This is a genomic window from Corynebacterium segmentosum (assembly GCF_900637825.1).
Lineage (GTDB): Bacteria > Actinomycetota > Actinomycetes > Mycobacteriales > Mycobacteriaceae > Corynebacterium > Corynebacterium accolens.
Map to the genome: position 1 here is coordinate 2,266,514 of NZ_LR134408.1, position 25,187 is coordinate 2,291,700.

Consider the following 25,187-nt stretch of genomic DNA (forward strand, 5'->3'; position numbering starts at 1 on the left):
TTCTAACTTAGTTACTTTCTGCCGCCTTTCCCTACTGGAAGGGCGGCATTTTTATGCTTGCACTAACCCCATCAAGGGTGTGGCGCAATTTACACCGCCGCCTGTGAAGAGAATGCTGGTACGCATGACCAGAAACCGGCGCGCCACCATCGCCATGCTCCTGTTGGGTTTGGCGGTGTTTTCTAGCCTCTATACCACCCAAGCAATTTTGCCCACGTTGGTAACGGATATGGGCATCTCGCACACCGAGGCGGCCATGACCGTTTCGGCCGCCACCGGCGCGTTGGCCATCTGCGTGGTTCCGGCATCCATCCTTTCTGAGCGCTATGGGCGCGGGCGCATCCTCCTCATTTCCGCCATCGCCGCCACCATCTTGGGCCTCGTGGTGCCCCTGGCCCAAGAGGGCTGGCAGCTCATTGCCCTGCGCGGGCTGCAGGGCGCAATGTTGTCTGGAGCACCGGCAACGGCGATGGCCTGGTTATCAGAAGAGCTCGAGGACAATGCCTTGCCTAAGGCGATGGGCCTTTATATCGCCGGCAATTCCGTAGGCGGGCTCACCGGCCGCATCATTCCCGCTGGCTTGGTGGAGTTTTCCTCGTGGCGCTGGGCTCTGCTTGGCTCCGCCGTGGTGTCCCTGGCCTTTGCCATTACCTGTTGGCTCCTCCTGCCCGCCCAGCAAAACTTTCACCCCAAGGAAATTCACTTCCGCTCGGAGCTGAGTGCGGTCTTTGGGCACTGGGCGAATAAGGATCTCGCCACGTTATTTATCGTTGCCTTTTTATCCATGGGCACGTTCGTGTCCATGTATAACTTCCTCACCTTCCGCCTAACCGGGGATTTCGGCCTATCACCGGCACTGGCTGGTTTTACCTTCCTGTTTTATCTCTCCGGCACGTGGTCCTCGGCCAGGGCGGGCACGCTGGTCGCGCGCATTGGGCACGGTAAAACGATGGCTGGGTCCGCCGTGCTTTTTACCGTGGGCATTATCCTCTGCGCCGGCAACCTGGCCATGACTCTTATCGGCATGGTGTGCCTGACCGTCGGTTTCTTCGCGGTCCACTCCACAGCGTCTGGCTGGGTGGGGCAACTGGCCACCCACGACCGCGCCGAGGCGTCCTCGATGTACGTTTTCTGCTACTACCTGGGCTCTTCCATCGTGGGCGCCTTGGCAGGCGTGCTTTTCGATGCCCTCACCTGGCACCAATTCATCGCCTGCTTCACCGCCTTCGCGCTCGCGCTCACGGCGCTGACTTGGACCAAGATTAAATCCGACTAAACTCGGTTTTATGCCTCAAGATAAGTGGTCGAGCCGCACCTGGCACCGCAAAGCCTCACGCCCCGTGTCCATCTGGATGATGGTCTTCATCGTAGTGGGCGCAGCACACATTTTCGTGCCCAATTATCGCTGGGTACTTATCCACCTCTTCACGTTGGGCCTAGTCACCAACAGCATCCTGGTGTGGTCGCAGCACCTGACGGAGAAATTCGTGCAACAAAAATTGCCCGATTCCGCCCGCCCCAAACAGCTCGCGCGCATCTACATCCTCAATATCGGCATCGTCATCGCCGTCGCGGGCCAAATCCTCGTGCAATTCTGGGCTCACCACTGGATACTGACCCAGATCGGCGCCACGCTTATCGCGCTTACCGTTTTATGGCACGCGGTGTCCCTGTTTGCCCAGTGGCGAACAGCTAAGGATAAGCGCTTCCGCCCAGTTGTCGGCGCCTACGTGCTATCCGCGCTGTGCTTGCCGGTCGGTGCGGTCTTCGGCGCGATCCTGGCCATTCACCCGGGCGATCCGCAGTTGCTCTTGGCCCATATCGCCGCCAATATCGGCGGTTTCATCGGCCTTGCCGCGGCAGGTTCGTTGACCATTCTCTTTCCCACCATCTGGCGCACGCAGGGCACCAATGAGCGCATGTCCTCCTCGTTCCTGCTGCTTACCTTGGGCGTGGTGGCAACGACCATCGGCGCGTTTCTGAACTTCCCGCAGCTTGGGCTGATCATCTATTGCATCGGCTGGATCTTGAGCCTGCAGCAGTGGCTTGGCAATGTCATCGACGTCGCCCGCGCACCGCGCGACCGCGTTAACTTTGCCTCCGTCTCGGTGCTCATGGCCGCGCTCTGGCTGGTGCTATCCCTGGCGTACTACACCACGCAGCACTTCCTCGTGGCAGAACCAGGGCTTCCTACGCTCGGCCTCGTCGTAGGCTTTGCGGCGCAGCTGCTCATCGGAGTCATGAGCTATCTCCTTCCCACCACCATGGGCGGTGGCCCCGGCGCGGTCCGCGCAGGGCTTCAGGAGCTGGATCGGTGGGGCCTGTTGCGCGCCACATTCGTCAATGGGGGGCTGCTCATCTGGATGGGCACGGATATCTCCTTGCTCAAGGTGGTGGCCTCGCTGCTATGCATCGGTTCTTTGGCGGTCTACCCCATATTCATTGCCCGTGCGGTCAAGGCCCAAAAGCAGGTGTTGATGAAAAAGGCGGAAGGTCCCGCACCGAAAACCACCGCGGACTGGAACCAAATCTATATCGGCATCGCCATCCTGGCGGTAATCTACGCCCTGTTCGCGGCGCTCTAGAGCTCCGGGATTCCCGGCGCGCCGGCGCCCATCCACTCGCGCACTATCCGGGTGGCGTGGACATCGCCGGCGTTATAGTCCAAAAGGCGCTGCCGGACGCTCATGTCACCGGCCAGGGCCTCCCGGCGCGCGTTGACGGATTCTTCGCCATCAAAGTCCTCTTCCGGCCACCGGAATCCCGCCACTGGGGCCACCACTTTGAGCCCCAGCCCAAAGGGCCCCGCGAAGGATCTCTTCACGTAGGCAAACATATCCACCCACTCTGGGGAAGAGATAAAGTCTTCTACTTCCCGTTCATCCACCTCCCGGAAGCGCTGCGCGGAGCGGCGCATCCAGTGGTTCTCGCCGTGGGCGGAATAGCAATAAGCGGCAAAGGTCTTGCCCTCCGTGTGCGCTTTATCGCGCAGCCGCATTAACCACCGCCAAAATTCGGCGAAGTTCTCCGCCTCGGCGCGCCCGCCCAGCGGCTCCCACGTCACGAAGGGGTGGTACTCGCCCTCAAACCACGCGCCCCACAGGTAAGCGCCTTGGTCCATGTAGGCCTCCATGTCCACATCCACCTCGACATCCGCCCGCGGCACCGACGTATCCCCGCGGCGCAGCAGCGTCTGCCCGGCACGCCACGCGGCGGCGAGGCGGGAGGGCTCGCCCACATTGGCATCGATAAGCGCCTGCACCGTGGTAATGCCGCGCTCGCGAAAGGGGCGGGCGCGATCGCCCGGTAAGAAAAGGGAAATATCGTCCGCCGCCACCAGTTCTTGTTCGCACAAGGGCCAGAACCTGCAGCTAGTGCACTCTTTGACCCGCACCGGCGCGGTGGGCAGCGGCTTATCCCAGGCGCGCTGCACGTCAAACTTCGCCGTCTCCGTGAAGAAGGCCTGTTGGCGATCCTGACCGATGGCCCCGCCCCGCCCGGAATTCAGGCCCATGTCCTCTAGGGCCTCGGCGGCTAGCGCCAAACGATAGCCATCGACGGCATGGTGGCGGGCCTTATACGGAACCTCCATGGGCTCGCTCAACCCAAGGCGGTGGGTGGGCACGGCAAGCGTAGTTTTCTTTGGGTCCTTGCGCGCGACGCGGTGGTTGCTCACAATAATGGGGGTATAAGAACCCGCCTCCCGCAACAGCAATTCCACGTGCACTTTCCACTTTTCGGTGGCAAAGACCGCATTGGTGATGTGGGTATAGCCGGAGGCAATGGCCTCCAGCGTGGCCATGGCGCGTTCCCAATCATCGCCTTCTAAATCGATGCGCCGGAAACGGCCAGGGGCTTTGCGCGGGAATAATTCCATGACCGCGTCTACGGCGGCGCTGTGGCGCTCGGCCCGAGCAATCGAGGATCGGGTGCGCGGAATCTCCGGGTGGGCGCGCCGCTGCACCAAGCGATAGCGGCACCCAACGAGATCCGAAGCTACAACGACATCCTCCACACCGGGTGAGCTTAATAGAACAGCAAGGTAATGTTGAATCCAGACTCGATCGAACGTAAGGGAAAATAATGAGTATCCTCAAGAAATTGAAAAAGGCTCGCCAGGAAGCACGCGCGCAGGCCAAGGCGGCGAAGGCGCGCGCCAAGGCTGAGGTAAAGGCCCAGTCGAAGGATCGTCGCCGCCAACAAAAGCTCCTTGCCAAGCAAGAAAAGCACCTCGTTAAGGCCGAAGAAAAGGGCCTTAAAAAGCGCCGTAAACACGAACAGAAAATGGCGGAAAAAGAACTGGAAAAGTTGCGCGAGGGCCACTTTAATGCCGGCAAGGTCAAGCGCTATGCCGGCGCACTGCGCACCGCCGCCCCGCTTTTGCTTCCCCTCGTTTATCGCGCATTTGTGAGCCTTAAGTCCGAAAAAGAAAAGCGCAAGGCCCACAAGGCGGGCGTAAGTTCGGCAGAAATGGCCTCCTTTTCCGGTTACGGCGCGCCGCTCAAGGCCCGCACCGCCAGCATCCGTAATTCCCTCAAGGACGTAGATCTGCCCGCCGGCTTCAAGCGGGACGTGCGCGAGCGCCTCGAAGAGGTTGATGCCGCGATCGATAACGCCGAATTCATGACGGAACAGCAGCGCCGCCGTGCCCATAAGACCATTAGCGGAGAGATCGATTCCGTTACCGCGGAGATTCAACAGCGCCTGGGCGAATAATTTCTCCTCCGCCTCCCATCGCCGTTCACCTTTTTGGTGGCGGCGATATTTTTATGCGCGAGGGCCACTAACTAAAACTTTATTGTCTACTATTTTCCACACTGGTAGAATTGAATTAGAGTTAATTTAGAATCCAAATACCGGTATTAGGTAAACATATCTAGCCAATAAACCATGGAGGTACTATGGCACGCCGCGAAATCACGCAATTTTATGATGACCTTGATAATCAACTCATTGGTGAGGATGAATTAGAGGTAGTCCGCTTCAGCGTCAATGGGCGCAGCTACTTGATGGATCTATCCCGCGACAATGCCCGCCGCTTCCACGAGGCAATCGCCCCCTTTGTCGAGGCAGCACATGCCGCCCCCGATGCGGAATCCCCACAGGTCGATCCGCGCAAGGTCCGCGAATGGGCGCAAAAACAGGGCCATGACGTAGCGCGCCGCGGCAAGATCCCTCAGAACATCATCGACGCATACAACGCAGCCCACTAGATTAGAGCACGCCCTGCTCCCTGGCGGCCGCCACCGCGGAGGTACGCGAGCGAACGCCCAATTTGTCATAAATGTGCACTAGGTGGGATTTCACCGTGGCCTCAGAAAGCATGAGGTCATGGCCGATCTGCCGGTTCGAGGCCCCCGCCGCCACCAATTGCAAAACCTCTAGCTCGCGCGGGGTCAACGAGGTGCGGGGCGTGCGGACCCGGGTCATGAGGCGATCGGCCACGATGGGCGAAAGCGCCGAGTCCCCCTCCGCCGTCGAATGGACGGCATCCAAAAGCTCCTGCGGCGGGGCGTCTTTTAGGAGGTAGCCTACCGCGCCTGCTTCGATGGCGCCGAGGATATCCGCATCGGTGTCGTAATTGGTGATGACCAGCACCTTGGGCGGCGTGCTCATGGAGGAGCGAATCTGCGCGGTGGCTTCGACGCCACCCATCACGCGCGTTCCCTCGAGGCCCGCCCCGAATCGCAGGTCCATGAGGATGACATCGATACCACCTGCTTGCGCCGCGGACACAGCGGCCTCCGCCGTCGCGACCTCACCCACGACGTCGATATCTTCTGCGCCTTCGAGCACCGAACGCAGCCCCAGCCGCACGATCTCGTGGTCATCTGCCAAAAGGACCCGAATCACGACATCCCTCCTATCGATGTTTTTCTCAACCAAAAGTTTAATCTACCGCCTTATCCAAGGGCATACTAACTGACACAGCCGTGCCCTCCCCCGGCGCGGATTCTATGACCACATCGCCGCCTAGCTCCTGCGCGCGGCGCCGCATGGCAGATAGGCCAATATGCCCCAGCCCCGCAGGCGCGCTTTCCACCGTCGCGGGCTCAAAACCCTGCCCATTATCCACCACATCCACGCGCACCTCGTGGGTTTCATAGGTGACGGTGATCCGGGCGCGGCTGGCACCGGCATGCTTGACGATGTTCCCCACCGCCCCCTGTGCAATCCGCAATAACGCCGCCTCCACCTTCATCGGCAGCTGCTGCTCCGCGCCCTCGCTGTCCACCTCCACTTGGAAGCCAGCCGTAGCGGCGAAGTTTTCCGCCATGCGCGTCAGCGCCGCCTCGAGGGACGTCTCCGTTAGTGTGGGCGGCTGCAGCGCCGCAATCATGGCCCGCGCCTCGTGTAGGTTATCCGCCGCGGCCCGCCGCGCAAGCTCAATGCGCCTGCGCGCGGCAGCAATATCTTCTTTATCGAGATCCCGGTCGGCGGAATGCAGGAGCATCTGAATCGATGACAGCCCCTGGGCCAAGGTGTCATGAATCTCGTGGGCAATGCGCTGGCGCTCGGCCACCATGCCGGCGTCTCTTTCCGTGGCCGCCAATTGCGTGCGGGTTTCTATGAGCTCCCGGTTCATGCGCGATAGGGTGCGAAACGCATACGTAATCGCCACGGTTACCAGTGCCGAGACCGCAGGGCCCATCACCCCGCCAAAGGTCAGCCCTCCCGGTATCTGCACCACGATGGTAAGCACGGTAGCGCCGATAACGCACAGGATACCTGCGGTCATATCCAACACGGTCAGGTACAAAAAGTACATGACGAATACCAGATAGATGGCGGCGGGAGCCACGAATAGATCCGCGCCCCATAACACCGTGAGGATGCTTATCCACAGGTAGTGCATGGGCCGCGGCCATTGCTCCGCATAGATCGATCCCGCAAAGTAGACCGCCGCGAACCCTACCAATAGCAATAGGTTGATAAGGGACTGGGATAGCGGCATTTTCACCGAGGTAAAAATACCCACCACCAACAGGACCGCCGTTAAGAAATGAATGCCGGTGCGCAGCGCATCGGAATCCCGATCTAATGTGGAGCTCATGCGCAAAAGCCTACTTGTCCTTCTCGCCGTGACCGGAATAGGGATCGCGGGATGCCAGACCGAACAAGCAGACCAGACCAACCCGGAAAGCGAGGTGGCATCGGAAAGCGCCGCCGTCAACGTCGCACAGACCGCCGAGGTCAACGAGTGGAGCGATTGTCCCTATATCCATCCCGGTTGGCTGGAAAATACCAACGGCGAGCGCCTTACCAAGCAGGGCATCGACACGCGCTTTCCCACCCCCGCCTGCGTCTTTTGGTCCTATCAGGACCACCCGCAAGCTACCGTCATCGTGCGCGATATGCCCAGCGTAGAAGACGCCCGCGCCGCGGTGGATTGGGCCGCGCCAATCGATGCCACCGAGCCCGCCTCCTTTGCAGGCTGGGAGGGCGGACGGGGCATCGTCAATGAGCAGGCCGTCTACGCCGTACAAAAGGATACCCACGCGGTGCTGGTGTGGAGCAACCAGCAACAAACCTTCAAGTCCGAGCAGATTGCCCAAGAAGCCATTGCCAATTTAGGGCTTTAAACCGCGACGTCGTTATAGGGCATCATCGGCGAAACCCAGGGGAAGACGACCTCCATGAGGAGGAAGAACACTCCCACCGCAATGGCGATGGCGAGCAGCGCCTTCACTGGCTTCGGCCCCGGCAATAGGTTCCACAAAGCGCGATACATTACTTAGCTTCCTTTCCAACTTCCATCGCGTGCACGATCATGCGCTCGGCGTTGGAAAATTGTGGGTGACAAGTGGTGAGGGTCAGCATTCCCCGCGTAGGGTCCGCTTCAGTTCCTGGCACGGGGTCGATCACTGAGACATCGCCAGGCGTGGTGATATGCCTGCCGGCAACGTGGCTATATTCTTCCGGTACTTCATCGAAGCAATCCGCGTGCTCGCCATCAATGGGCAGCACCTTGTAGGTAATCTTTTCCGTTTGGGTTTCGATGATGATGTCATCGCAGGTGTGCAAGGAACCCAAGTCATTGAATGGGGCGCCCTTGCCCACGCGGTGCCCAGCCACCGCAACATTCCCCACCTCACCTGGCATTTGTGTGTCTTCATAGTGGCCGGGGCCGCGCAGAAGATCATCGTCATCCGTGCCTTGGATGATGGCAAAGTGATAATCCGAACCAAAGGCAGGGATGCGCATCTGCGCGAAAGCCTCTCCCAAATCAGGATCCATTTTCTCCCGTGGGTTGCGCCACTGCTGTTCCAGCTTCGCATTGGCCTCGTCCTGTAGCCGCCCTGATTCCACATTTGTCCAATAGGCTTCATAGAATGCAAAGAGGACCAAAACCACGCCAATGGTAAGCATGAGTTCCCCAAGAACTTTAGTCATGCTTTAACACCCTAATATATACCGCCACATCGAAAGGTTAAGCATGTTCGAAGTCTTCATGTACCCGGTTTCCGGAATCATGAAATTCTGGCATTGGCTTATCGGTAGCTTCGTCGATGAATCCACCGCCTGGCTTGTTTCCATTATCCTGCTGGTGATTACCGTCCGCGGTATCGTCTCCCCGCTGAACTGGATGGCGCTGCGCTCTGGCCGCATCAGCGTCCTCATGCGCCCAGAAAGCACGCGGATTAACGAGCAGATGAATCACGCCGAAACTACCGAGGAGATGGCGGAGCTCATCCAAAAACAGCAGGATTTGTCCAAGAGCTATAACTACAAGCCTGCCGCCGGCTGTATTCCCCCACTGATTACGATCCCCGCCTTCCTTGGCTTGTACCAAGTCATCTTGCGCATGTCGAATATCGAACAGGGCTCGTCCACGGTGGGCATGCTTGACGCTGCCGATGTCGCAGCCTTCCGGGAGACCACCTACTCCGGGGTCCCCATCACGGACTTCGCCCGCGATCACGGCGATCTGCTCAACCCAATCGTTTTTGCCGCCATTGCCTTTACCCTGGCCAACTCCATCATTTCCGTGGTGCGCAGCTTCCTCACCACGCAATTTGATCAAAAGGTCAACCGGCGGATCTTCATTATCATCGGCATCCTGCTGATTGTGGCGCCCATCTTGCTCTGGTACCTGGCCCATAGCGGTCCGCTTCCCGTCGCCATCATCCTGTACTGGGGCTGGGCTTACCTGTTCACGCTGGTCCAAACCATCGTCTTTGAGATCATGCTGCACAAGCGCTACCCGCTCACGGAAGAAGTCCACGAGATGCGCCGCGAGAGCATCCGCGCATGGCGCCAGAAAGATAAAAAGCCCGCCCTTTCCAAGGAGGAAAAGAAGCGGGTCAACCGGCTGCGCGTAGAAGCGCGGAAATACCTTAGATCGAATAATCAGCAGGAGGGGCCGACAGCATCTGAGTAGCCAGCTCGCGGGCCGTATATAGCGGCCCGGCTTCCTTGGTCAAGCGGGCTCCGGCAAGACCTCCATCAAGGAAAATCAAGAGCTGGCTTGCTTGAGAAGCCGAGGGATAGCCATTGCGCTCCGTCAACAGCGCCGTCAAGGTGGAGTGCACCCAATTGCGATGCTGCATGCAAGCCGCAACGATGCCGCGCTCTGAATCCGTTTCCGGCCGCGGGTACTCGCCCGCTGCATTCAAGAAGTGCGAGCCGCGAAAACCTTCTTCCGGCTCTTCCTCAATAACCTTGTCAAAAAAGGCCAAAATCTTCTGATCCGGATCCTGCATGGCAGCCGTGCGCTGCTCCCAGTCTTGGCGGAACTGCTCGTCCAAAGACTCTACATAGGCAATGACCAAGGCATCCTTGGACCCAAACAAAGAATATAGGGACGCCTTGGCTACATCCGCTTCACGCAAGATGCGGTCAATACCAATGACGCGAATGCCCTCGGTTTTAAAGAGCTTGGTTGCAGATTCCAGCAGCCTGCTTCGCGGGCTGGGCCGATTGCGGCGCGACTTCTTCTCTGCCATGGATTCCTCTCTACAACGACAAAACCGGTTCATCTATACTTTATAGACAAACCGGTATGTACGCTAATTAAATGCGGATTATTGCTTCACTTTGTCCACAATCCACAGCAAAATACAAGCACCCGCGGTGGCCGCGACGATGGAGAAGATCCACCCACCGCTAGCCTCAATATTCAGCAGCTGGATGATGATGCCACCGATGAGGCCGCCGACAACACCCACCACTAGGTTGGTAAACAACCCGTGGTCACGCTTCATAATCTTCTCTGCCAGCCAACCGGCGATGATACCAACAATGATTGAGGTGAATAGACCTAAACCTAGTCCCATGATTTCCTCCTAATATAAACGTATCGAGTATTTCCCAGTGTAAACCCCTGTGACTCAAGTAGGGATAACAAATACGACACATTTGTATAGCAAAGTGGCTCTAAAACACCAGAAGCGCTCCACCCCCTCGCTTCAAAGCTGGGGAGAAGAGCGCTGGGAAGTCAGGCTAGCGAAAGATTTAGCCTTCGTCGTCTGGACGTACCACCATCATCGGGCACGGTGCAGACTGCAGCAATGCGCGGGAAGTAGAGCCCAGGACCATGCCCTTGAAGCCACCGCGTCCGTGGGAACCAACGACGAGAAGCTGCGCACCCTCGGCAGCCTCCGTCAGCGCACGGACGGGGCGGTCACGGGTGATCTGCTTCTTCACCTCAACATCTGGGAACTCTTCGCGCGGCTCCTTCAGGTTTTCTTCCAGTACCTCGGTCTGTTCCTTTTCAATTTCTGCCCACTCAGATTGAGCTGCAGAAAGGCCGGCCAGGGATGCCTGGATTTGCATATCCATCCAGGTGTGCACGGCAACGAGGGCCGCGCCGCGAGCCTGAGCCTCGCGGAAAGCATAGGAGGTGGCCTTCTGAGAGACCTCGGAACCGTCCACACCAACGACCACCGGGCCATACTTGGTGGAATCGGTGACGTTATTATCTTCACGAACCACCACTACCGGGCACGCAGCGTGTGAAACAACCGCGGCGGAAACAGAGCCCATAACCATGCCGGACAGGCCGCCCATACCGCGCGAGCCCATCACGACCATGGTGACGTCATGGGACATTTCCAGCAGCATGTCGATAGGAGAACCCTCTGCGATGGTGTGCCCAATCTTGAGCTCTGGGGCTACCTCGTGAGCGATTGCACGAGCTTCCTCGATCTTTTCCAGGGTCTCGTCCTGCAAATCATCGTAGAGATCCTTCGGCGGGACCATACCTTCTGCATACAGGAACTGCGGTATGGTGTAGCTCGAAGCGATGCGCAGGGGGATTTCCCTCTTCATCGCCGTATTTGCTGCCCAACGGACGGCGTTCTTTGAGGCGTCAGAGCCGTCGACGGCGACGACTACAATGTCTTCCTTAGCCATGATCTTTCCTTTCAGTGGTTATAACTTAATTATAGTACGGATTAGGCTTAACGGTTGACGGTTGCAGGATCAGAATTGGACGGAGAGAAAATTTCGAGGAGCATCCGGAATACGTCCCTTAACACCGCGCCAATTCCGTCAGAGAAAAAAGCCATCACCTGGTCCGCGAGAGAATTAATATCCATGCCAAACACACTAATACATCGCAGAAAAGGATTCACCCCTTTGCCCATCAAAAATGGGCTCAACCCTACGCGCGTGCGCACGCCGGAGGCAGGCCTTAGCACCTGGGATTTTCTCAGCGAAGTCATCTCCTCCCAGCGCCACCGCCACCCCAATGATGATGCACAGGCACTGCGCGAGCGATTTGCCGCGGGCGAGGTGGTCCTGCGCGATCAAACTCCCCTGAAGCCAGGTACCGTGCTCGGCAAGGATGTCGATGTCTTCTTCTACCGCATCCCCGCACCAGAAATACCCGTATCCTACGACATCCCCATCATCTATGAAGATGACAACATCCTGGTAGCAGATAAGCCCCCATTCATGGCCACCATGCCGCGCGCCCGGCACATCGTCGAAACCGCTACCGTTCGCCTCCGCCGTTCCACCGGAAATAACGAATTAGTGCCGGCACACCGCCTCGACCGCCTTACCTCCGGCCTCCTTCTATTCACTAAGCACAAGGATGTCCGCGGCGCCTACCAGTCCCTCTTCGCGGAAAAGAAAGTCCACAAGACCTACCAGGCGGTCGCGGAATTCCGCCGCTTGCCGACGCCCCTCCAATGGTCCTCCCACCTGACTAAAACCCCCGGTGAAATCCAGGGCCGGATAGCAGATGGTGAACCGAATGCTTTCACCACACTAGAATCGGTACAACCCATTGATAAGGCCCCTTACGAAAAAGTTCACGGTCCGCTGCCAGATCTTGGTCTCTACACCCTCAAACCACAGACTGGAAAGACCCATCAATTGCGGCTGCACATGTGGCAGGCGGGCATACCGATCCTCGGCGATCCGGTCTACCCCACTATTTTCCCCGAGGAGGCCGAAGACATGGCCATACCCATGCACTTAACAGCGACGGACTTAGAATTCACGGATCCACTCAGCGGAAAGCCGCGCCATTTCACCTCAGGCCTTCCATTGGCCATGTACCAATTGCGTTAAGCTGAAGTGTCCCAGGTTTAGTTCCGTTTGAGTAGATGGGAAAATCTGGAACACTTCAGTTGGGAACTCATCTAGCCGGGCGCAAGAAGTTAAATTAGGGTCATTGACACCGCAATCAATTAACTTAAGCGGGGGTCAGTGGCAGCGCCTGGGAATTATCCGAACTTTTCTCAGCTATCATCAGTTTACATATTGGATGAACCAAGTTCTAACTTAGACTCTATTCATACATATGAACTCATGCGTATGATCCGTATGCTAAGCAGAAAAGCGTTAGTGGTAGTTCCTTCTCATGATCCGGAGATGGAAGCAATGGCAGACGAGATAATCGCTATTGGTAGCGCGAGATATCAGGGGCTATAGGGATTAAAGAGAGATGATTTGGCTATGAAGGAACTGCTTTTTGATCAGCTATCTTCGCGTCTTGTTAGGTCAGCGCAAGAGAGTCGAGAAGCTTCAGATGTTCTTTTTGATATTGCTATTTCCTGCAAAGCAGACGAATTTATTGTAGGGGAGCATTTTGATGGACAGTTCTGGGGGATGGATGCGCTACAGACTTTGGTTCCGCTAGCTGTGAAAAGGCGGCCACAGGGGTTCACGCTAGGTACTGGATCTATTTTATCCCGGTTCCATGATGGGGCTGAGATAATTCGTAGAACTGCAGCACTTATGAGTGCTTTTGGTGGAGAGTGGGAATTTGGAATAGGCAATGGATATGGAGGAATCTCCGAAAATCAAAATTTCAGTATCCCTCAGAGCAGGCAACTTACGCGAAGCGAATGTGGGTGGGAAACTGAAAAATTTGGCTATCCAATGGATGAACTAGAACTTTACTTCCGTATGGATTCCTTTTCTCCGTCAGCTTTGGAAGAGCGATGGTGCTATCCAGGTTTTATTCGTCCGCCGTCTTCTGAGGTAATAAGTATCGCGCGACAGCGTAAAGGGGAGTCATCGGTAGCTTTACGGTGCCTGTGGCAGGATGATACTGACATACTTCGACAAGAAATTGAATCTTTAATCGGTGCTAAGGACTGGGTGCATAGTGGCAACAATGTATTTGAAAGCGTAATTTCTGGTAAGAAAACTATATATGCAGAGATTTTGTTTAAAAACTGGGAATCGCGGTTGCTTCTCCTTCAGTAAGAAGAGAGTTTATCCGAAGGACTTATAAAGATAGTTTTGACCGGATTTTCGTTTGTCCAGTTGTAACAAGTCTCGAAAGATATTTTTCATGTTCTAAATCACTTTTAAAGGAGGGAAGATGACAAGCTTGCTTGTCGCCGACGGAATAAAAATAATCCGTGGGAATAGAGTCATTGTCGACGATTTTTCGTCAAAGCTGAGGTCCAGTGACATCGTGGCAATGGTAGGGAGAAATGGGGCTGGAAAATCAACCATTATGTCAGCACTGACAGGTCATCTCATACCTACAGAAGGAAAGATTCACGTCCTGTCGGATAAAAAAGAGGAAAATGGCGATCTATCTTCTTCGGTCGCTTTCGTATCACAAGGTCGTCCGCTTTATTCAAGTATTACGGTAGAACAGCATACTCGACTAGCCCGTGATATTAACGATTCTTTTAACTATCAGTGGGCAAAAGAGAGAATTGAGTCACTTGGAATATCCGGTAAATCAAAAGTATCTCAATTATCTGGTGGGCAGCACACTCAAGTTGCGCTGATTATTTCTCTCGCTAGGAATAAGAAATTCATGATTCTCGATGAGCCCATGGCTGATCTAGATCCAGTAGTCAAAATCTGGGTTCGAGAACTCTTGGAACAGGCAGCGAAAGAAGACGGTGTTGGGATACTAGTATCGTCACATACCGTGTCTGATTTATCTGCAATACTTACCCACCTTTGGGTAATTGAAGAAGGGAATCTTCTTGCGTCTGTAGCGAGGGAAGAAATTGAATCGCAGAAAGATGGCGCCTTTGAAGAATTTGTGCTTGAACATCTGACTAGGAAAGGCATCTAATGCTAAAAGTAGCTTTGCACTACTTCAAAATCGACCGACCCGCTTGGCTATCATGTGCGGCAATTCTTGTGCTATTAGCATTACTAGCGACATACGAAGTCAATTTCAAGCCTTATCTTGGCATGACAGAAATGCTGGCGGGTATTGTCCCCATGTTCGCTGGAATTGTGTGGGCAGTGGCTCTATTTTCAAAAGAATTTGAGACGAAATCTGTTGTCTGGGCTTTAAGCCAAGATCTATCATCCTCCAAGTGGTTTTTCTGCCGTATTATTAGCCCTTTAATCTCAGCACTAATCTTTGGAGTTTGCGTATGGGGGATTGTGGAAGTCAGTCAGCTACGTGCGAGCGGGTTGAACCAAGTCAAAAACATGATGTCATACTCCTACATCGCTGGTCACGCCCTGTACCCAGCTGTGGTGACGGTACTAATGGTGTCTATTGCTTCTATTGCTGGCGTAGTTTTTAAAAAATCAATTCCTGCCGTGGCCATAACTTTTGCATTAGGCCTATTGGTGGGAACGACAGGAGCCTCTTGGCTTAATCCTCTCCTTCCCGTTGAAAAGGGGGAATTTTCAGGACCGCACCCAGATCCAGCCCTTCTTCTAGTCCCCGGCGATATTCTTGAATCAGAGCCAATCGAAAACGGAAAATACTTGGTTGAGTTTTATCCAAATTCAGCGTTCTGGCAAACGCAGACGCTTTACACCTTAATGTGGCTCTTACTCTCACTAATCCTCTTGGTCTCCACGCTTTTTCTATTTAAACGGGCTTCCAAAAAGGCGGTTTAGTCCTCGTGCAGTCTTTTGCACGAAAGTAGTGATAGGAGCTACGACCCTGATTGCCACTCCAACTTCCTTCCGGAAGTGGTTTCAGGGTCTTTTCCTTTATGGCTGAGTGTACCCAATGAGTGCTTATCCATTGTCCGTCTCTCTTACCCGACTGGACTCGCAACATAATGTCGCCTCCGACCCATATCGCAGCTTTCCACGGTGGGAAACGCGGGTCAACCCATACTCAGGGCTGATGTATGTTACTGCTGCTGCGAATGAGAAGATGCCGGCGTGGATTGAGTGCCACGTCAAAGCGTTGAACTATCTCGGCAAAATACCGGCGATCATCGTGCCGGATAATGCTTCTACGGCGACCTACCGGCCAAAGAAGAATTCTACATATCGAATGGTCACTGACCGCTACGCAGCGGTTGCCGACTATTATGGGGTCACAATTGTGCCGACAAGACCTGGCAAGCCTCGTGACAAAGCGGCAGTAGAACGCGCTGTGAAAGGTTACCCCACACTAGTGGACGTAACCTTCAAAGCCCAAGGCCCGAACAAGCTGTGGGTGGCCGACATTACGTATGTTCGTACGAAGAAAGGCTTTGTGTACACCGCGTTTGCCACTGACGTTTACTCCCGGCGGATCGTTGGGTGGGCGTTATCAGATTCCATGCGCACCGAGGCATTGCCGCTGCAAGCACTCAATCAAGCGACCCAAGTGTGCGAGGGAAACAACAGGTCTCATTCACCATTCGGATCACGGCTTATAGTACGTCAGCGTTGTCTACAACCAGCGTCTCGCCCAGCACGGGATTGTCGCTTCTACTGGGACTGTCGGTGACTGAAATTGTCAGATGCGAGTTTTTGGTACCGGTGTTCTGGGGACTCGGTACTGCCGTGTTCTGGGGTGGCCCGACTGAGTCGGCCCGGCTTTTTGCACTATTTGTCCGGTCCTATTGGGGAGGTGGCTTTGCGCATGGCAAAGTCTCCTATGCGGATTCGGTAGCCGTTGTTGAGACGGCTCACGAGTGAAGGCCTGACCCCCGGAAAATGGACACGTCGGGGGTTAGGCCCCACCCCAATGTATGTGCGATCTGCGTATAGCTAGCACCGTCAAGGCACATCGCAAGGATCTGTTTGAAGTTAGCCACAACAATGAGCTTCTTTCCAAGTAGAAGTTGATGCGACACCAACGAATCGTGGTGTCGCATCAACTATGAAAGAAAACCCTTGCAGTACCAGGTACGCGCAACCCTGGTACCAACTACGCGGACTCACGGTACCAACTACCCCAAATCGACACTGAAATGGCAATGCTCTGGCTGAAAACGTTAACGGCTCTTACAAGAACGAGCTGATCCATACTCGCAGGTGGAATGACGTTGTCGAGGTAGAAATCGCGACGTTTGAGTGGGTGTCATGGTGGAACGAGGTAAGGCTCCACCAAAGCCTGGGATATCGAACCCCGGTCGAGGTGGAAACCGAATTGTGGAAGAAAAACCCGCAACAAGGAATAATAGAAATCAAGGCACATGCCTAGGAACAAAACTCGGGACACTTCAAATCGATGTCTTTGAAGCCGAGACTTCAGCTACACTGACTAAAGCAGGATAGCTAACCCCGACGTGTCCACTTTCCGGGGTCAGGCCCAGAGTACAAGTCGCAAATGCATGCGGGGGGTAAAACGACAAATAATCCCCGAAACACCAACCACCCACAATTATTTGGGGTGGTGGTCTTTCGGGGACTACCAAAATCACTATGTTGTTGTTTTGTTGTTTGGTGTCGGCGGTGACTTACTCTCCCACAACCTCCCGGTTGCAGTACCATCAGCGCGTACAGGCTTAGCTTCCGGGTTCGGAATGGGACCGGGCGTTTCCCTGTAGCTATGAACCACCGACAAACCTATCAGAACACTACCCACTGTGTGTGGGTGTTGTGTCAGATACTGCATAGTGGACGCGACACACAAGTGAATGTGTTTGTTGTTTGTTTACTCGCTAGAACAAGTCCACCCAACATAACCAAACAGTGTTTGGGTTGTTGTGGTGTGTTTGTTTTGGTCAATTAGTACCAGTAGCCTTCACACCTTACAGTGCTTCCAAGTCTGGCCTATCTACCCCATAGTCTTTAGGGGACCTCAAATGAAACCTCATCTTAAAACAGGCTTCCCGCTTAGATGCTTTCAGCGGTTATCCCTTCCGTACGTAGCCAACCAGCGATACCCCTGGCGGGATAACTGGCACACTAGAGGTACGTCCGTCCCGGTCCTCTCGTACTAGGGACAGCCTTCTTCAAGTTTCAACGCGCGCGGCGGATAGAGACCGAACTGTCTCACGACGTTCTGAACCCAGCTCGCGTGCCGCTTTAATGGGCGAACAGCCCAACCCTTGGGACCTACTCCAGCCCCAGGATGCGACGAGCCGACATCGAGGTGCCAAACCATCCCGTCGATATGGACTCTTGGGGAAGATCAGCCTGTTATCCCCGGGGTACCTTTTATCCGTTGAGCGACACCACATCCACAAGTAGGTGCCGGATCACTAGTCCCGACTTTCGTCCCTGCTCGACATGTCTGTCTCACAGTCAAGCTCCCTTGTGCACTTACACTCACCACCTGATTGCCAACCAGGCTGAGGGAACCTTTGGGCGCCTCCGTTACATTTTGGGAGGCAACCGCCCCAGTTAAACTACCCACCAGGCACTGTCCCCAACCCAGATCATGGGCCAAGGTTAGATGCTCAATCCGATCAGAGTGGTATTTCAACAACGACTCCACCACCACTAGCGTGATAGCCTCAACGTCTCCCACCTATCCTACACAAACCGAACCAAACACCAATACCAAGCTATAGTGAAGGTCCCGGGGTCTTTTCGTCCTGCCGCGCGTAACGAGCATCTTTACTCGTAATGCAATTTCACCGGGCCTGTGGTCGAGACAGCAGAGAAGTCGTTACGCCATTCGTGCAGGTCGGAACTTACCCGACAAGGAATTTCGCTACCTTAGGATGGTTATAGTTACCACCGCCGTTTACTGGGGCTTAAATTCTCAGCTTCGCTAACAAACGTTAACTAACCGGTCCTCTTAACCTTCCAGCACCGGGCAGGCGTCAGTCCATATACATCAACTTAACGTCTTCGCATGGACCTGTGTTTTTGATAAACAGTCGCTTCCCTCTATTCTCTGCGACCCCACAACACTCCAACCGCACAGGGTCTTCACGTCACAGGGCCCCCCTTCTCCCGAAGTTACGGGGGCATTTTGCCGAATTCCTTAACCACAGTTCACCCGAACGCCTTAGTATCTTCAACCTGACCACCTGTGTCGGTTTAGGGTACGGGCCATACACACACTCGCTAGAGGCTTTTCTCGACAGTACAGGATCACCACCATCAACCCTTTTAGGGTCTACGCATCACGCCTCAACCTCTATGTGTGGCGGATTTACCTACCACACGGCCTACACGCTTACACCACCAATCCACTAAGTGGCGCGGCTACCTCACTGCGTCACCCCATCACTTGAACCACACATCAGGCCCCACGACATCAACACCACCAACACTCAAAAAAGTGAAAAGGTAGCGTATCCGCAGTGGTTAGTATCCGTGCTTTATCATGGGCGCACATGTACGGGTACCAGAATATCAACTGGTTATCCATCGACTACGCCTGTCGGCCTCGCCTTAGGTCCCGACTCACCCTGGGAAGACGAACTTGACCCAGGAACCCTTAGTCATCCGGCGGTAAGGATTCTCACCTTACAATTCGTTACTCATGCCTGCATTCTCACTCGCACACAGTCCACGCCTCCTCACGGTAACGCTTCCACCCATGCACGACGCTCCCCTACCCAAACAACAAAAAAATGTTGCTTGCCGCGGCTTCGGCGGTGTACTTGAGCCCCACTACATTGTCGGCGCAGAACCACTCGACCAGTGAGCTATTACGCACTCTTTCAAGGATGGCTGCTTCTAAGCCAACCTCCTGGCTGTCTTCGCGATCCCACATCCTTTTCCACTTAGTACACCCTTAGGGGCCTTAACCGGCGATCTGGGCTGTTTCCCTCTCGACTATGAAGCTTATCCCCCACAGTCTCACTGCCGCACAACACAATTGATGGCATTCGGAGTTTGGCTGACATTGCTAAGATTGTAGTCCCGCTCAACCAACCAGTCGCTCTACCTCCACCAAGCTAATACGACGCTGCACCTAAATGCATTTCGGGGAGAACCAGCTATCACGGAGTTTGATTGGCCTTTCACCCCTACCCACAGCTCATCCCCGCAGTTTTCAACCTACGTGGGTTCGCGCCTCCACAACCTCTTACAGCTGCTTCACACTGGCCATGGGTAGATCACCCCGCTTCGGGTCCAGGACATGCCACTTATCACCCCATTAGGATTCGGTTTCCCTACGGCTACCCCACACGGGTTAACCTCGCGACATGCCGCTGACTCGCAGGCTCATTCTTCAAAAGGCACGCCATCACACTATAAAAAGTGCTCTGACGGATTGTAAGCACATGGTTTCAGGAACTATTTCACTCCCCTCCCGGGGTACTTTTCACCATTCCCTCACGGTACTATCCACTATCGGTCACACTGAGTATTTAGGCTTACCGGGTGGTCCCGGCAGATTCACAACAGATTCCACGAGCCCGTTGCTACTCGGGAACCCAACAACCCCCACATCATCATCTTCAGCTACAGGACTCTCACCTACTCCGGTAGGCCATTCCAAACCACTTCACCTAACAACAATGCAAAAAGGGCGTGCCACTGGTAGATGACACAAAATCAGGCCCCACAACACCGCACACACAACCCCTACCAGGTATCACATGCACACGGTTTAGCCTCATCCACGTTCGTTCGCCACTACTAGCAGAATCATTATTATTTTCTCCTCCTACGGGTACTGAGATGTTTCACTTCCCCGCGTAACCCCCACAACAGCTATGAATTCACTGAAGGGTAACCCCACATAACCAGGGCCAGGTTTCCCCATTCGGACATCCTCGGATCAACGCTTTATTGACAACTCCCCGAGGCTTAACGCAGCCTTACACGTCCTTCATCGGCTCAGCATGCCAAGGCATCCACCATGCGCCCTAAATAACGAACACACCAACCACCACACACAAACCACACAACACGAAGCCATGCAGCCAGCATGTGGCAGCAACAAGTGAACTTGACAAAATAAACAAAAAGAAAAATCACATCACACACACAACACCACCCACACACAAGCAGATGGCATCATGTGAGATGCTCGCGTCCACTATACAGTTCTCACACAACACCCCAAACCAGCAACAAACACCACCACAATGAATGGCATCCATCAACCAGTCAGGCACACAAAAAAGGGGGATAATGCCCCAGACACCCAACAATGCACCAACGTACAATCAACACTCATTTTTGCCTGCATGGACACTTTTACGCATGTCACAAAGCACTGTCTCAACACTTAGACCCTGCTGATTAAGGTGTATGTCCTACCCGGAATTTCCAAATTCGGTGGCAGCAGAACACTCGCCCACTCAACCACCAACCCACCATCAAACAACAGTGGACAACCCACAACTGTGGGTCATGGCTGCAACTGCAGCCTAGTAAAAGCTCCTTAGAAAGGAGGTGATCCACCCGCACCTTCCGGTACGGGTACCTTGTTACGACTTCGTCCCAATCGCCGATCCCACCTTCGACGGCTCCCTAACACGTTTAGGCCACCGGCTTCGGGTGTTACCAACTTTCATGACGTGACGGGCGGTGTGTACAAGGCCCGGGAACGTATTCACCGCAGCATTGCTGATCTGCGATTACTAGCGACTCCGACTTCATGGGGTCGAGTTGCAGACCCCAATCCGAACTAAGGCCGGCTTTCAGCGATTCGCTCCACCTCACAGTGTCGCAGCGCGTTGTACCGACCATTGTAGCATGTGTGAAGCCCTGGACATAAGGGGCATGATGATTTGACGTCATCCCCACCTTCCTCCGAGTTAACCCCGGCAGTCTCTCATGAGTCCCCAACCAAATGCTGGCAACATAAGACAAGGGTTGCGCTCGTTGCGGGACTTAACCCAACATCTCACGACACGAGCTGACGACAACCATGCACCACCTGTACACCAACCACAAAGGGACGAACTATCTCTAGCCCAATCTGGTGTATGTCAAGCCCAGGTAAGGTTCTTCGCGTTGCATCGAATTAATCCACATGCTCCGCCGCTTGTGCGGGCCCCCGTCAATTCCTTTGAGTTTTAGCCTTGCGGCCGTACTCCCCAGGCGGGGCGCTTAATGCGTTAGCTACGGCACGAAAGTCGTAGAAAGACCCTCACACCTAGCGCCCACCGTTTACGGCATGGACTACCAGGGTATCTAATCCTGTTCGCTACCCATGCTTTCGCTCCTCAGCGTCAGTAACTGCCCAGTAACCTGCCTTCGCCATCGGTGTTCCTCCTGATATCTGCGCATTTCACCGCTACACCAGGAATTCCAGTTACCCCTACAGCACTCAAGTTATGCCCGTATCGCCTGCACGCCCGGAGTTAAGCCCCAGAATTTCACAGACGACGCGACAAACCACCTACGAGCCCTTTACGCCCAGTAATTCCGGACAACGCTCGCACCCTACGTATTACCGCGGCTGCTGGCACGTAGTTAGCCGGTGCTTCTTATCTAGGTACCGTCACAACAAAGCTTCGTCCCTAGCGAAAGGAGTTTACAACCCGAAGGCCTTCATCCCCCACGCGGCGTCGCTGCATCAGGCTTGCGCCCATTGTGCAATATTCCCCACTGCTGCCTCCCGTAGGAGTCTGGGCCGTATCTCAGTCCCAATGTGGCCGTACACCCTCTCAGGCCGGCTACCCGTCGCCGCCTTGGTAGGCCATTACCCCACCAACAAGCTGATAGGCCGCGAGCTCATCCTACACCGAAAAAACTTTCCAACCACCACACTAAAGATGGCTCCTATCCGGTATTAGACCCAGTTTCCCAAGCTTATCCCGAAGTGCAGGGCAGATCACCCACGTGTTACTCACCCGTTCGCCACTCGAGTACCCTGCAAGCAGGGCCTTTCCGTTCGACTTGCATGTGTTAAGCACGCCGCCAGCGTTCGTCCTGAGCCAGGATCAAACTCTCCACAAAAAGAATTTCAGCACAACACTGAAAAGGCCGTGAAAAGCCCAAACCTAACCAAAAGAACAAACCACCACAAACCCACAAAAGCAGGCCCATGCTGGCGTCCAAAAATTACTACAAAGAAAAAATAAACTGCCTCCCCCAACCCGACGGGGCACAAAAAAGGGAGACAAAAAAGTTGAACACAATCACATGCCAACCAATCCATCAATGCAGCCGAAACACTAAACAGTATTCAAAAAGATGCGTATTCCAACACCTTACCGGCACACACCAACCAACAAACCACCATTAGGTTCGCCGGCCAACAGACCAATCAACACACAACCATGCACACAAAAATAAAAATAAGTACATTGGCACACTATTGAGTTCTCAGACATCATCACCACACAACAGCTACATGCCTAAAAGCATGGAACTCGTTGCGAGTAAAAAATTGTTTTCGTCAGGGCCTGTTTTCCTATCGCCACTTCAGCCAGAGACAGTGTCTGTCTCTGTGGGGCGCTGTCGGTCGCGCTGACTCGTATTAAGTTACACACCGCTTTAAATTTTCACAAACTCGCTGTTCAGCACGAATTTCGGACACTTTTATTTCATGCCAAGCCAGCCCGCAAGGCCTTTCTCCCACAGGCTGCTTATGCGGCGTGCATACATCGGCAGGGTTACGGCCCATACGGCGTAGATGCCAAGGCTTATAAACATCCCCACCGCGGCCGAGACATAGCCTTGGGCGAAAAGCCAGACCAGCACTGCGATACCGAGGAGGTACGCGACAAAGACTCCAAGGGTCCTCTTCTCTAGGAACTCGAGGTACGTAAGCCCAGGTACGGTGACGGCCGCGATTGCGGTGATGCCGGCGGCGACCTCGATTGTGTTCCCCCAGAAAGAAAGGGCCAAGCCCACGGCGGCGCAACCAAGGATGGGGATGAGCCCGGTCATTGCGGTCATGGAAGCCCAGCGGCGACGCGTGCCGCCGAGCGTGACGTAATCCCTGAGCGTATCGCGCAACATGCCCATGGGCTGGCTGCTAAAGAAGGCGAAGAATACCCAAGCAATGAAAGCGATGAATTCCATCGGTCCCCACAGCGTGCTCATTAGCGAAAGCACAACGTTGATGGCTAAAAATACGACGACCAGCACCCACATGCGGACCTGGCGGCGGTATACAGCCTGCGCGTCGAGCGTCGGCGGGAAACGCCCAAGCTTGGATGCAATTCCCAAAGGAGTCGTCGAGTAGCCCGTCCTGGTTGGGGTTGGTTCGCGCCACAGTGCCCATGCCAATGCCGCCGCATAAACAGCCAACGCCCACCAGCCCTGCCGTGCAGCCGTTCCTGCCATGGCCACGACAGCGAAAACCGTGACGATGATCCGACGGTGCTCATTCCATATCTGTGAGCTCAGGCCAAGTACTTGGTACTTATCAAAACTGGGTTGATACGTCAGGATGGGCACAAGGGGCAAGAGCAAGGTGACAGTTCCCCACTTTTCGCCAAAAAGTACAGGGTAAAGCGCGATGAAGAATAGGACTGTAACCCCAACCCATTCCGTTGTGTGCCATAGAAGTTTCATGACTGCTCCTCCAATGCTCGGACAGCCTTTTCAAGTGATACCTCTGTTACCCGGAGGTGATGTTCGTTGGCATAGTGGAAGACGGGATCGGGCGAGGTAGTGCGGGCATCGACAAGCACCTGGTCTCCCAGGCTGGTTGAAGCGTGCTCCAATACCGGCAGGTCCAGTGCGGAAATGGCCGCGGAGATCGCCTCTTCGGGCCCGCTGATTTCCAGGAAGGAATCAACAAATTCGTCCACGGGACCGCTAATGGGGTGCTCCCCCATAAGGGAAATAGTGTCCAGCAAGCCCTCTATCTCGTTGAGGTGATGGGTGGATACCACGATGGTACGACCGTGCTCTTCCCGGAGTACCTGGTAAAAGAGTTCGCGACGCGGCAGGTCGAGGCCCAGATAAGGCTCGTCCAAAAGCATTATTTCGCAACCAGAGGCAACGGCGAAGACAAATCCCAACGCCGATTTTTGCCCTCGCGAGAGCGCAGAATACGCCTTATTGGGGATGTCGAAGCCGGCGATGAGGTCGTCGTAGCGGTCCGCATTCCAGTTGGGCCATCGCGCCTGACCGACGGCGCCGAGTTTCTTGCTTCCCCACGAATCCGGCAGCGGATTGTCGATGCCCATGAGGATTACCCGGTTGAGCACGGATTGGTTATCAAAGGGCTGGCGGTCAAAGACCGTGATGCGGCCGGATTGAATTTGGCCGGCGATTTTTCGCAATAAGGTGGTCTTGCCAATTCCGTTGCGGCCGACCAAGCCATGGGTAAGACCTGCGGAAAAGGTGAAGTCGCGGGTAGTAATCATGAGTACATTCCTCTGCTTTCTGCAACCCGATCGAAAAGGTCATGGAGCTGGGCCCGGTTGTAGCCCAGGCGCACTGCTTCATCGACAAGCGGGGCCATATACTCCGCGGCAAAGTCACCTCGCCTGCGCTCGCGAATGGCACCCGATGCACCCTCGGCCACAAACATGCCGATGCCCCGCCGCTTTTCCAGCACTCCTAAGTCCACCAAGAGGGTGATCCCCTTTCGCGCGGTTGCGGGGTTGATGTTGTGGAAATCCGCCAGCTCATTGGTGGAAGGTGCCTTATCGCCCTCCGCCAGAGTGCCGTCCACAATGGTGTCTTCCACCAAGGACGCAATCTGCCGAAAGAGCGGCTGCGTGGAGTTATCCATCATCACCTTCGGCTCG

Annotated in this window: 24 protein-coding genes and 3 rRNA genes; 12 read left to right on the plus strand and 15 right to left on the minus strand. The window is 54.9% G+C overall.

Annotated elements, in window-relative coordinates; translation table 11 throughout:
- Positions 1-124: 124 nt before the first annotated feature.
- Both EL217_RS10665 and EL217_RS10670 read left to right on the plus strand, forming a co-directional pair.
- Complete coding sequence (locus EL217_RS10665; RefSeq protein WP_023018159.1) at positions 125-1,276, plus strand: MFS transporter; 1,152 nt, start codon at positions 125-127, stop codon at positions 1,274-1,276.
- 10 nt (positions 1,277-1,286) lie between these two features.
- Positions 1,287-2,585, plus strand: a complete 1,299-nt coding sequence (locus tag EL217_RS10670) for a copper oxidase (protein ID WP_232018308.1) — start codon at positions 1,287-1,289, stop codon at positions 2,583-2,585.
- Here EL217_RS10670 and EL217_RS10675 read toward each other — a convergent pair.
- On the minus strand, positions 2,582-4,015 hold the full coding sequence (locus EL217_RS10675) for a TM0106 family RecB-like putative nuclease (protein ID WP_126319947.1): 1,434 nt from the start codon (positions 4,013-4,015) through the stop codon (positions 2,582-2,584). The two genes, EL217_RS10670 and EL217_RS10675, sit on opposite strands and share 4 nt — an antisense overlap.
- Before the next feature lie 68 nt (positions 4,016-4,083).
- Between EL217_RS10675 and EL217_RS10680 the strand changes: the two genes are divergently transcribed.
- Entirely contained in the window at positions 4,084-4,716 is a 633-nt protein-coding gene (locus EL217_RS10680) for a DUF6474 family protein (RefSeq protein ID WP_126319948.1), read from the plus strand.
- Between the two features lie 185 nt (positions 4,717-4,901).
- Positions 4,902-5,213 (plus strand): histone-like nucleoid-structuring protein Lsr2, encoded by a 312-nt coding sequence (locus EL217_RS10685; RefSeq protein ID WP_005279679.1) that lies wholly within the window; start codon positions 4,902-4,904, stop codon positions 5,211-5,213.
- Position 5,214: 1 nt separating this feature from the next.
- Here EL217_RS10685 and EL217_RS10690 read toward each other — a convergent pair whose 3' ends face one another.
- The gene (locus tag EL217_RS10690; RefSeq protein ID WP_023018163.1) at positions 5,215-5,853 is read right to left on the minus strand and encodes a response regulator; all 639 of its coding nucleotides are present in this window, start codon (positions 5,851-5,853) and stop codon (positions 5,215-5,217) included.
- 37 nt (positions 5,854-5,890) lie between these two features.
- On the minus strand, positions 5,891-7,054 hold the full coding sequence (locus tag EL217_RS10695) for a sensor histidine kinase (RefSeq protein ID WP_126319949.1): 1,164 nt from the start codon (positions 7,052-7,054) through the stop codon (positions 5,891-5,893).
- Between EL217_RS10695 and EL217_RS10700 the strand changes: the two genes are divergently transcribed.
- The gene (locus EL217_RS10700; RefSeq protein WP_126319950.1) at positions 7,053-7,583 is read left to right on the plus strand and encodes a DUF2020 domain-containing protein; all 531 of its coding nucleotides are present in this window, start codon (positions 7,053-7,055) and stop codon (positions 7,581-7,583) included. The two genes, EL217_RS10695 and EL217_RS10700, sit on opposite strands and share 2 nt — an antisense overlap.
- Here EL217_RS10700 and EL217_RS11265 read toward each other — a convergent pair.
- Both EL217_RS11265 and EL217_RS10705 read right to left on the minus strand, forming a co-directional pair.
- Positions 7,580-7,732, minus strand: coding sequence for a hypothetical protein (locus EL217_RS11265; RefSeq protein WP_005285347.1), 153 nt, complete (start codon positions 7,730-7,732; stop codon positions 7,580-7,582). The two genes, EL217_RS10700 and EL217_RS11265, sit on opposite strands and share 4 nt — an antisense overlap.
- On the minus strand, positions 7,732-8,394 hold the full coding sequence (locus EL217_RS10705) for a class E sortase (RefSeq protein WP_126319951.1): 663 nt from the start codon (positions 8,392-8,394) through the stop codon (positions 7,732-7,734). Before EL217_RS10705 ends, EL217_RS11265 begins: the two co-directional genes overlap by 1 nt.
- A gap of 43 nt (positions 8,395-8,437) precedes the next feature.
- Between EL217_RS10705 and yidC the strand changes: the two genes are divergently transcribed.
- Positions 8,438-9,382 carry a membrane protein insertase YidC gene (gene yidC / locus EL217_RS10710; RefSeq protein ID WP_126319952.1) on the plus strand — a complete coding sequence of 315 codons (945 nt, stop codon included), beginning with the start codon at positions 8,438-8,440 and terminating at the stop codon, positions 9,380-9,382.
- On the opposite strand, the gene EL217_RS10715 is transcribed toward yidC, so the two are convergent.
- From EL217_RS10715 to EL217_RS11270, 4 genes are all read right to left on the minus strand, one after another.
- A complete protein-coding gene (locus tag EL217_RS10715) occupies positions 9,339-9,947 on the minus strand; it encodes a TetR/AcrR family transcriptional regulator (RefSeq protein WP_005279669.1) in 609 nt (202 codons plus the stop codon). The genes yidC and EL217_RS10715 overlap by 44 nt on opposite strands.
- A 78-nt stretch (positions 9,948-10,025) precedes the next feature.
- A complete protein-coding gene (locus EL217_RS10720; protein WP_005285357.1) occupies positions 10,026-10,277 on the minus strand; it encodes a GlsB/YeaQ/YmgE family stress response membrane protein in 252 nt (83 codons plus the stop codon).
- A 178-nt stretch (positions 10,278-10,455) separates the two neighbouring features.
- On the minus strand, positions 10,456-11,355 hold the full coding sequence (locus EL217_RS10725) for a universal stress protein (protein ID WP_023029486.1): 900 nt from the start codon (positions 11,353-11,355) through the stop codon (positions 10,456-10,458).
- Positions 11,356-11,402: 47 nt separating this feature from the next.
- Positions 11,403-11,540: a hypothetical protein gene (locus EL217_RS11270; RefSeq protein ID WP_005285362.1), complete on the minus strand. Its 138-nt coding sequence runs from the start codon at positions 11,538-11,540 to the stop codon at positions 11,403-11,405.
- Between EL217_RS11270 and EL217_RS10730 the strand changes: the two genes are divergently transcribed.
- The 6 genes from EL217_RS10730 (at position 11,539) to EL217_RS10765 (ending at position 16,816) form a co-directional block, all read left to right on the plus strand.
- A complete protein-coding gene (locus EL217_RS10730) occupies positions 11,539-12,522 on the plus strand; it encodes a pseudouridine synthase (protein WP_126319953.1) in 984 nt (327 codons plus the stop codon). The genes EL217_RS11270 and EL217_RS10730 overlap by 2 nt on opposite strands.
- A 387-nt stretch (positions 12,523-12,909) precedes the next feature.
- Positions 12,910-13,665, plus strand: coding sequence for a hypothetical protein (locus EL217_RS10735; protein ID WP_126319954.1), 756 nt, complete (start codon positions 12,910-12,912; stop codon positions 13,663-13,665).
- Positions 13,666-13,783: 118 nt separating this feature from the next.
- A complete protein-coding gene (locus EL217_RS10740) occupies positions 13,784-14,500 on the plus strand; it encodes an ATP-binding cassette domain-containing protein (RefSeq protein ID WP_126319955.1) in 717 nt (238 codons plus the stop codon).
- On the plus strand, positions 14,500-15,288 hold the full coding sequence (locus EL217_RS10745) for an ABC transporter permease (protein ID WP_126319956.1): 789 nt from the start codon (positions 14,500-14,502) through the stop codon (positions 15,286-15,288). The genes EL217_RS10740 and EL217_RS10745 overlap by 1 nt, the downstream gene beginning before the upstream one ends.
- Before the next feature lie 388 nt (positions 15,289-15,676).
- Positions 15,677-16,117 carry a DDE-type integrase/transposase/recombinase gene (locus EL217_RS11500; RefSeq protein ID WP_420026265.1) on the plus strand — a complete coding sequence of 147 codons (441 nt, stop codon included), beginning with the start codon at positions 15,677-15,679 and terminating at the stop codon, positions 16,115-16,117.
- Between the two features lie 516 nt (positions 16,118-16,633).
- On the plus strand, positions 16,634-16,816 hold the full coding sequence (locus EL217_RS10765) for an integrase core domain-containing protein (protein ID WP_420026266.1): 183 nt from the start codon (positions 16,634-16,636) through the stop codon (positions 16,814-16,816).
- Positions 16,817-17,059: 243 nt separating this feature from the next.
- On the opposite strand, the gene rrf is transcribed toward EL217_RS10765, so the two are convergent.
- From rrf to EL217_RS10795, 6 genes are all read right to left on the minus strand, one after another.
- Positions 17,060-17,177 (minus strand): 5S ribosomal RNA (rrf, locus tag EL217_RS10770).
- A 147-nt stretch (positions 17,178-17,324) separates the two neighbouring features.
- Positions 17,325-20,405, minus strand: a 23S ribosomal RNA gene (locus EL217_RS10775).
- Between the two features lie 510 nt (positions 20,406-20,915).
- Positions 20,916-22,434 (minus strand): 16S ribosomal RNA (locus EL217_RS10780).
- Together the 16S, 23S and 5S rRNA genes form the textbook arrangement of a ribosomal RNA operon.
- A gap of 585 nt (positions 22,435-23,019) precedes the next feature.
- The gene (locus EL217_RS10785) at positions 23,020-24,000 is read right to left on the minus strand and encodes a hypothetical protein (RefSeq protein WP_023016347.1); all 981 of its coding nucleotides are present in this window, start codon (positions 23,998-24,000) and stop codon (positions 23,020-23,022) included.
- Positions 23,997-24,800 carry an ATP-binding cassette domain-containing protein gene (locus EL217_RS10790; RefSeq protein WP_126319957.1) on the minus strand — a complete coding sequence of 268 codons (804 nt, stop codon included), beginning with the start codon at positions 24,798-24,800 and terminating at the stop codon, positions 23,997-23,999. Before EL217_RS10790 ends, EL217_RS10785 begins: the two co-directional genes overlap by 4 nt.
- Positions 24,797-25,171, minus strand: a complete 375-nt coding sequence (locus EL217_RS10795; protein WP_034653268.1) for a GntR family transcriptional regulator — start codon at positions 25,169-25,171, stop codon at positions 24,797-24,799. The genes EL217_RS10790 and EL217_RS10795 overlap by 4 nt, the downstream gene beginning before the upstream one ends.
- Positions 25,172-25,187: the final 16 nt, after the last annotated feature.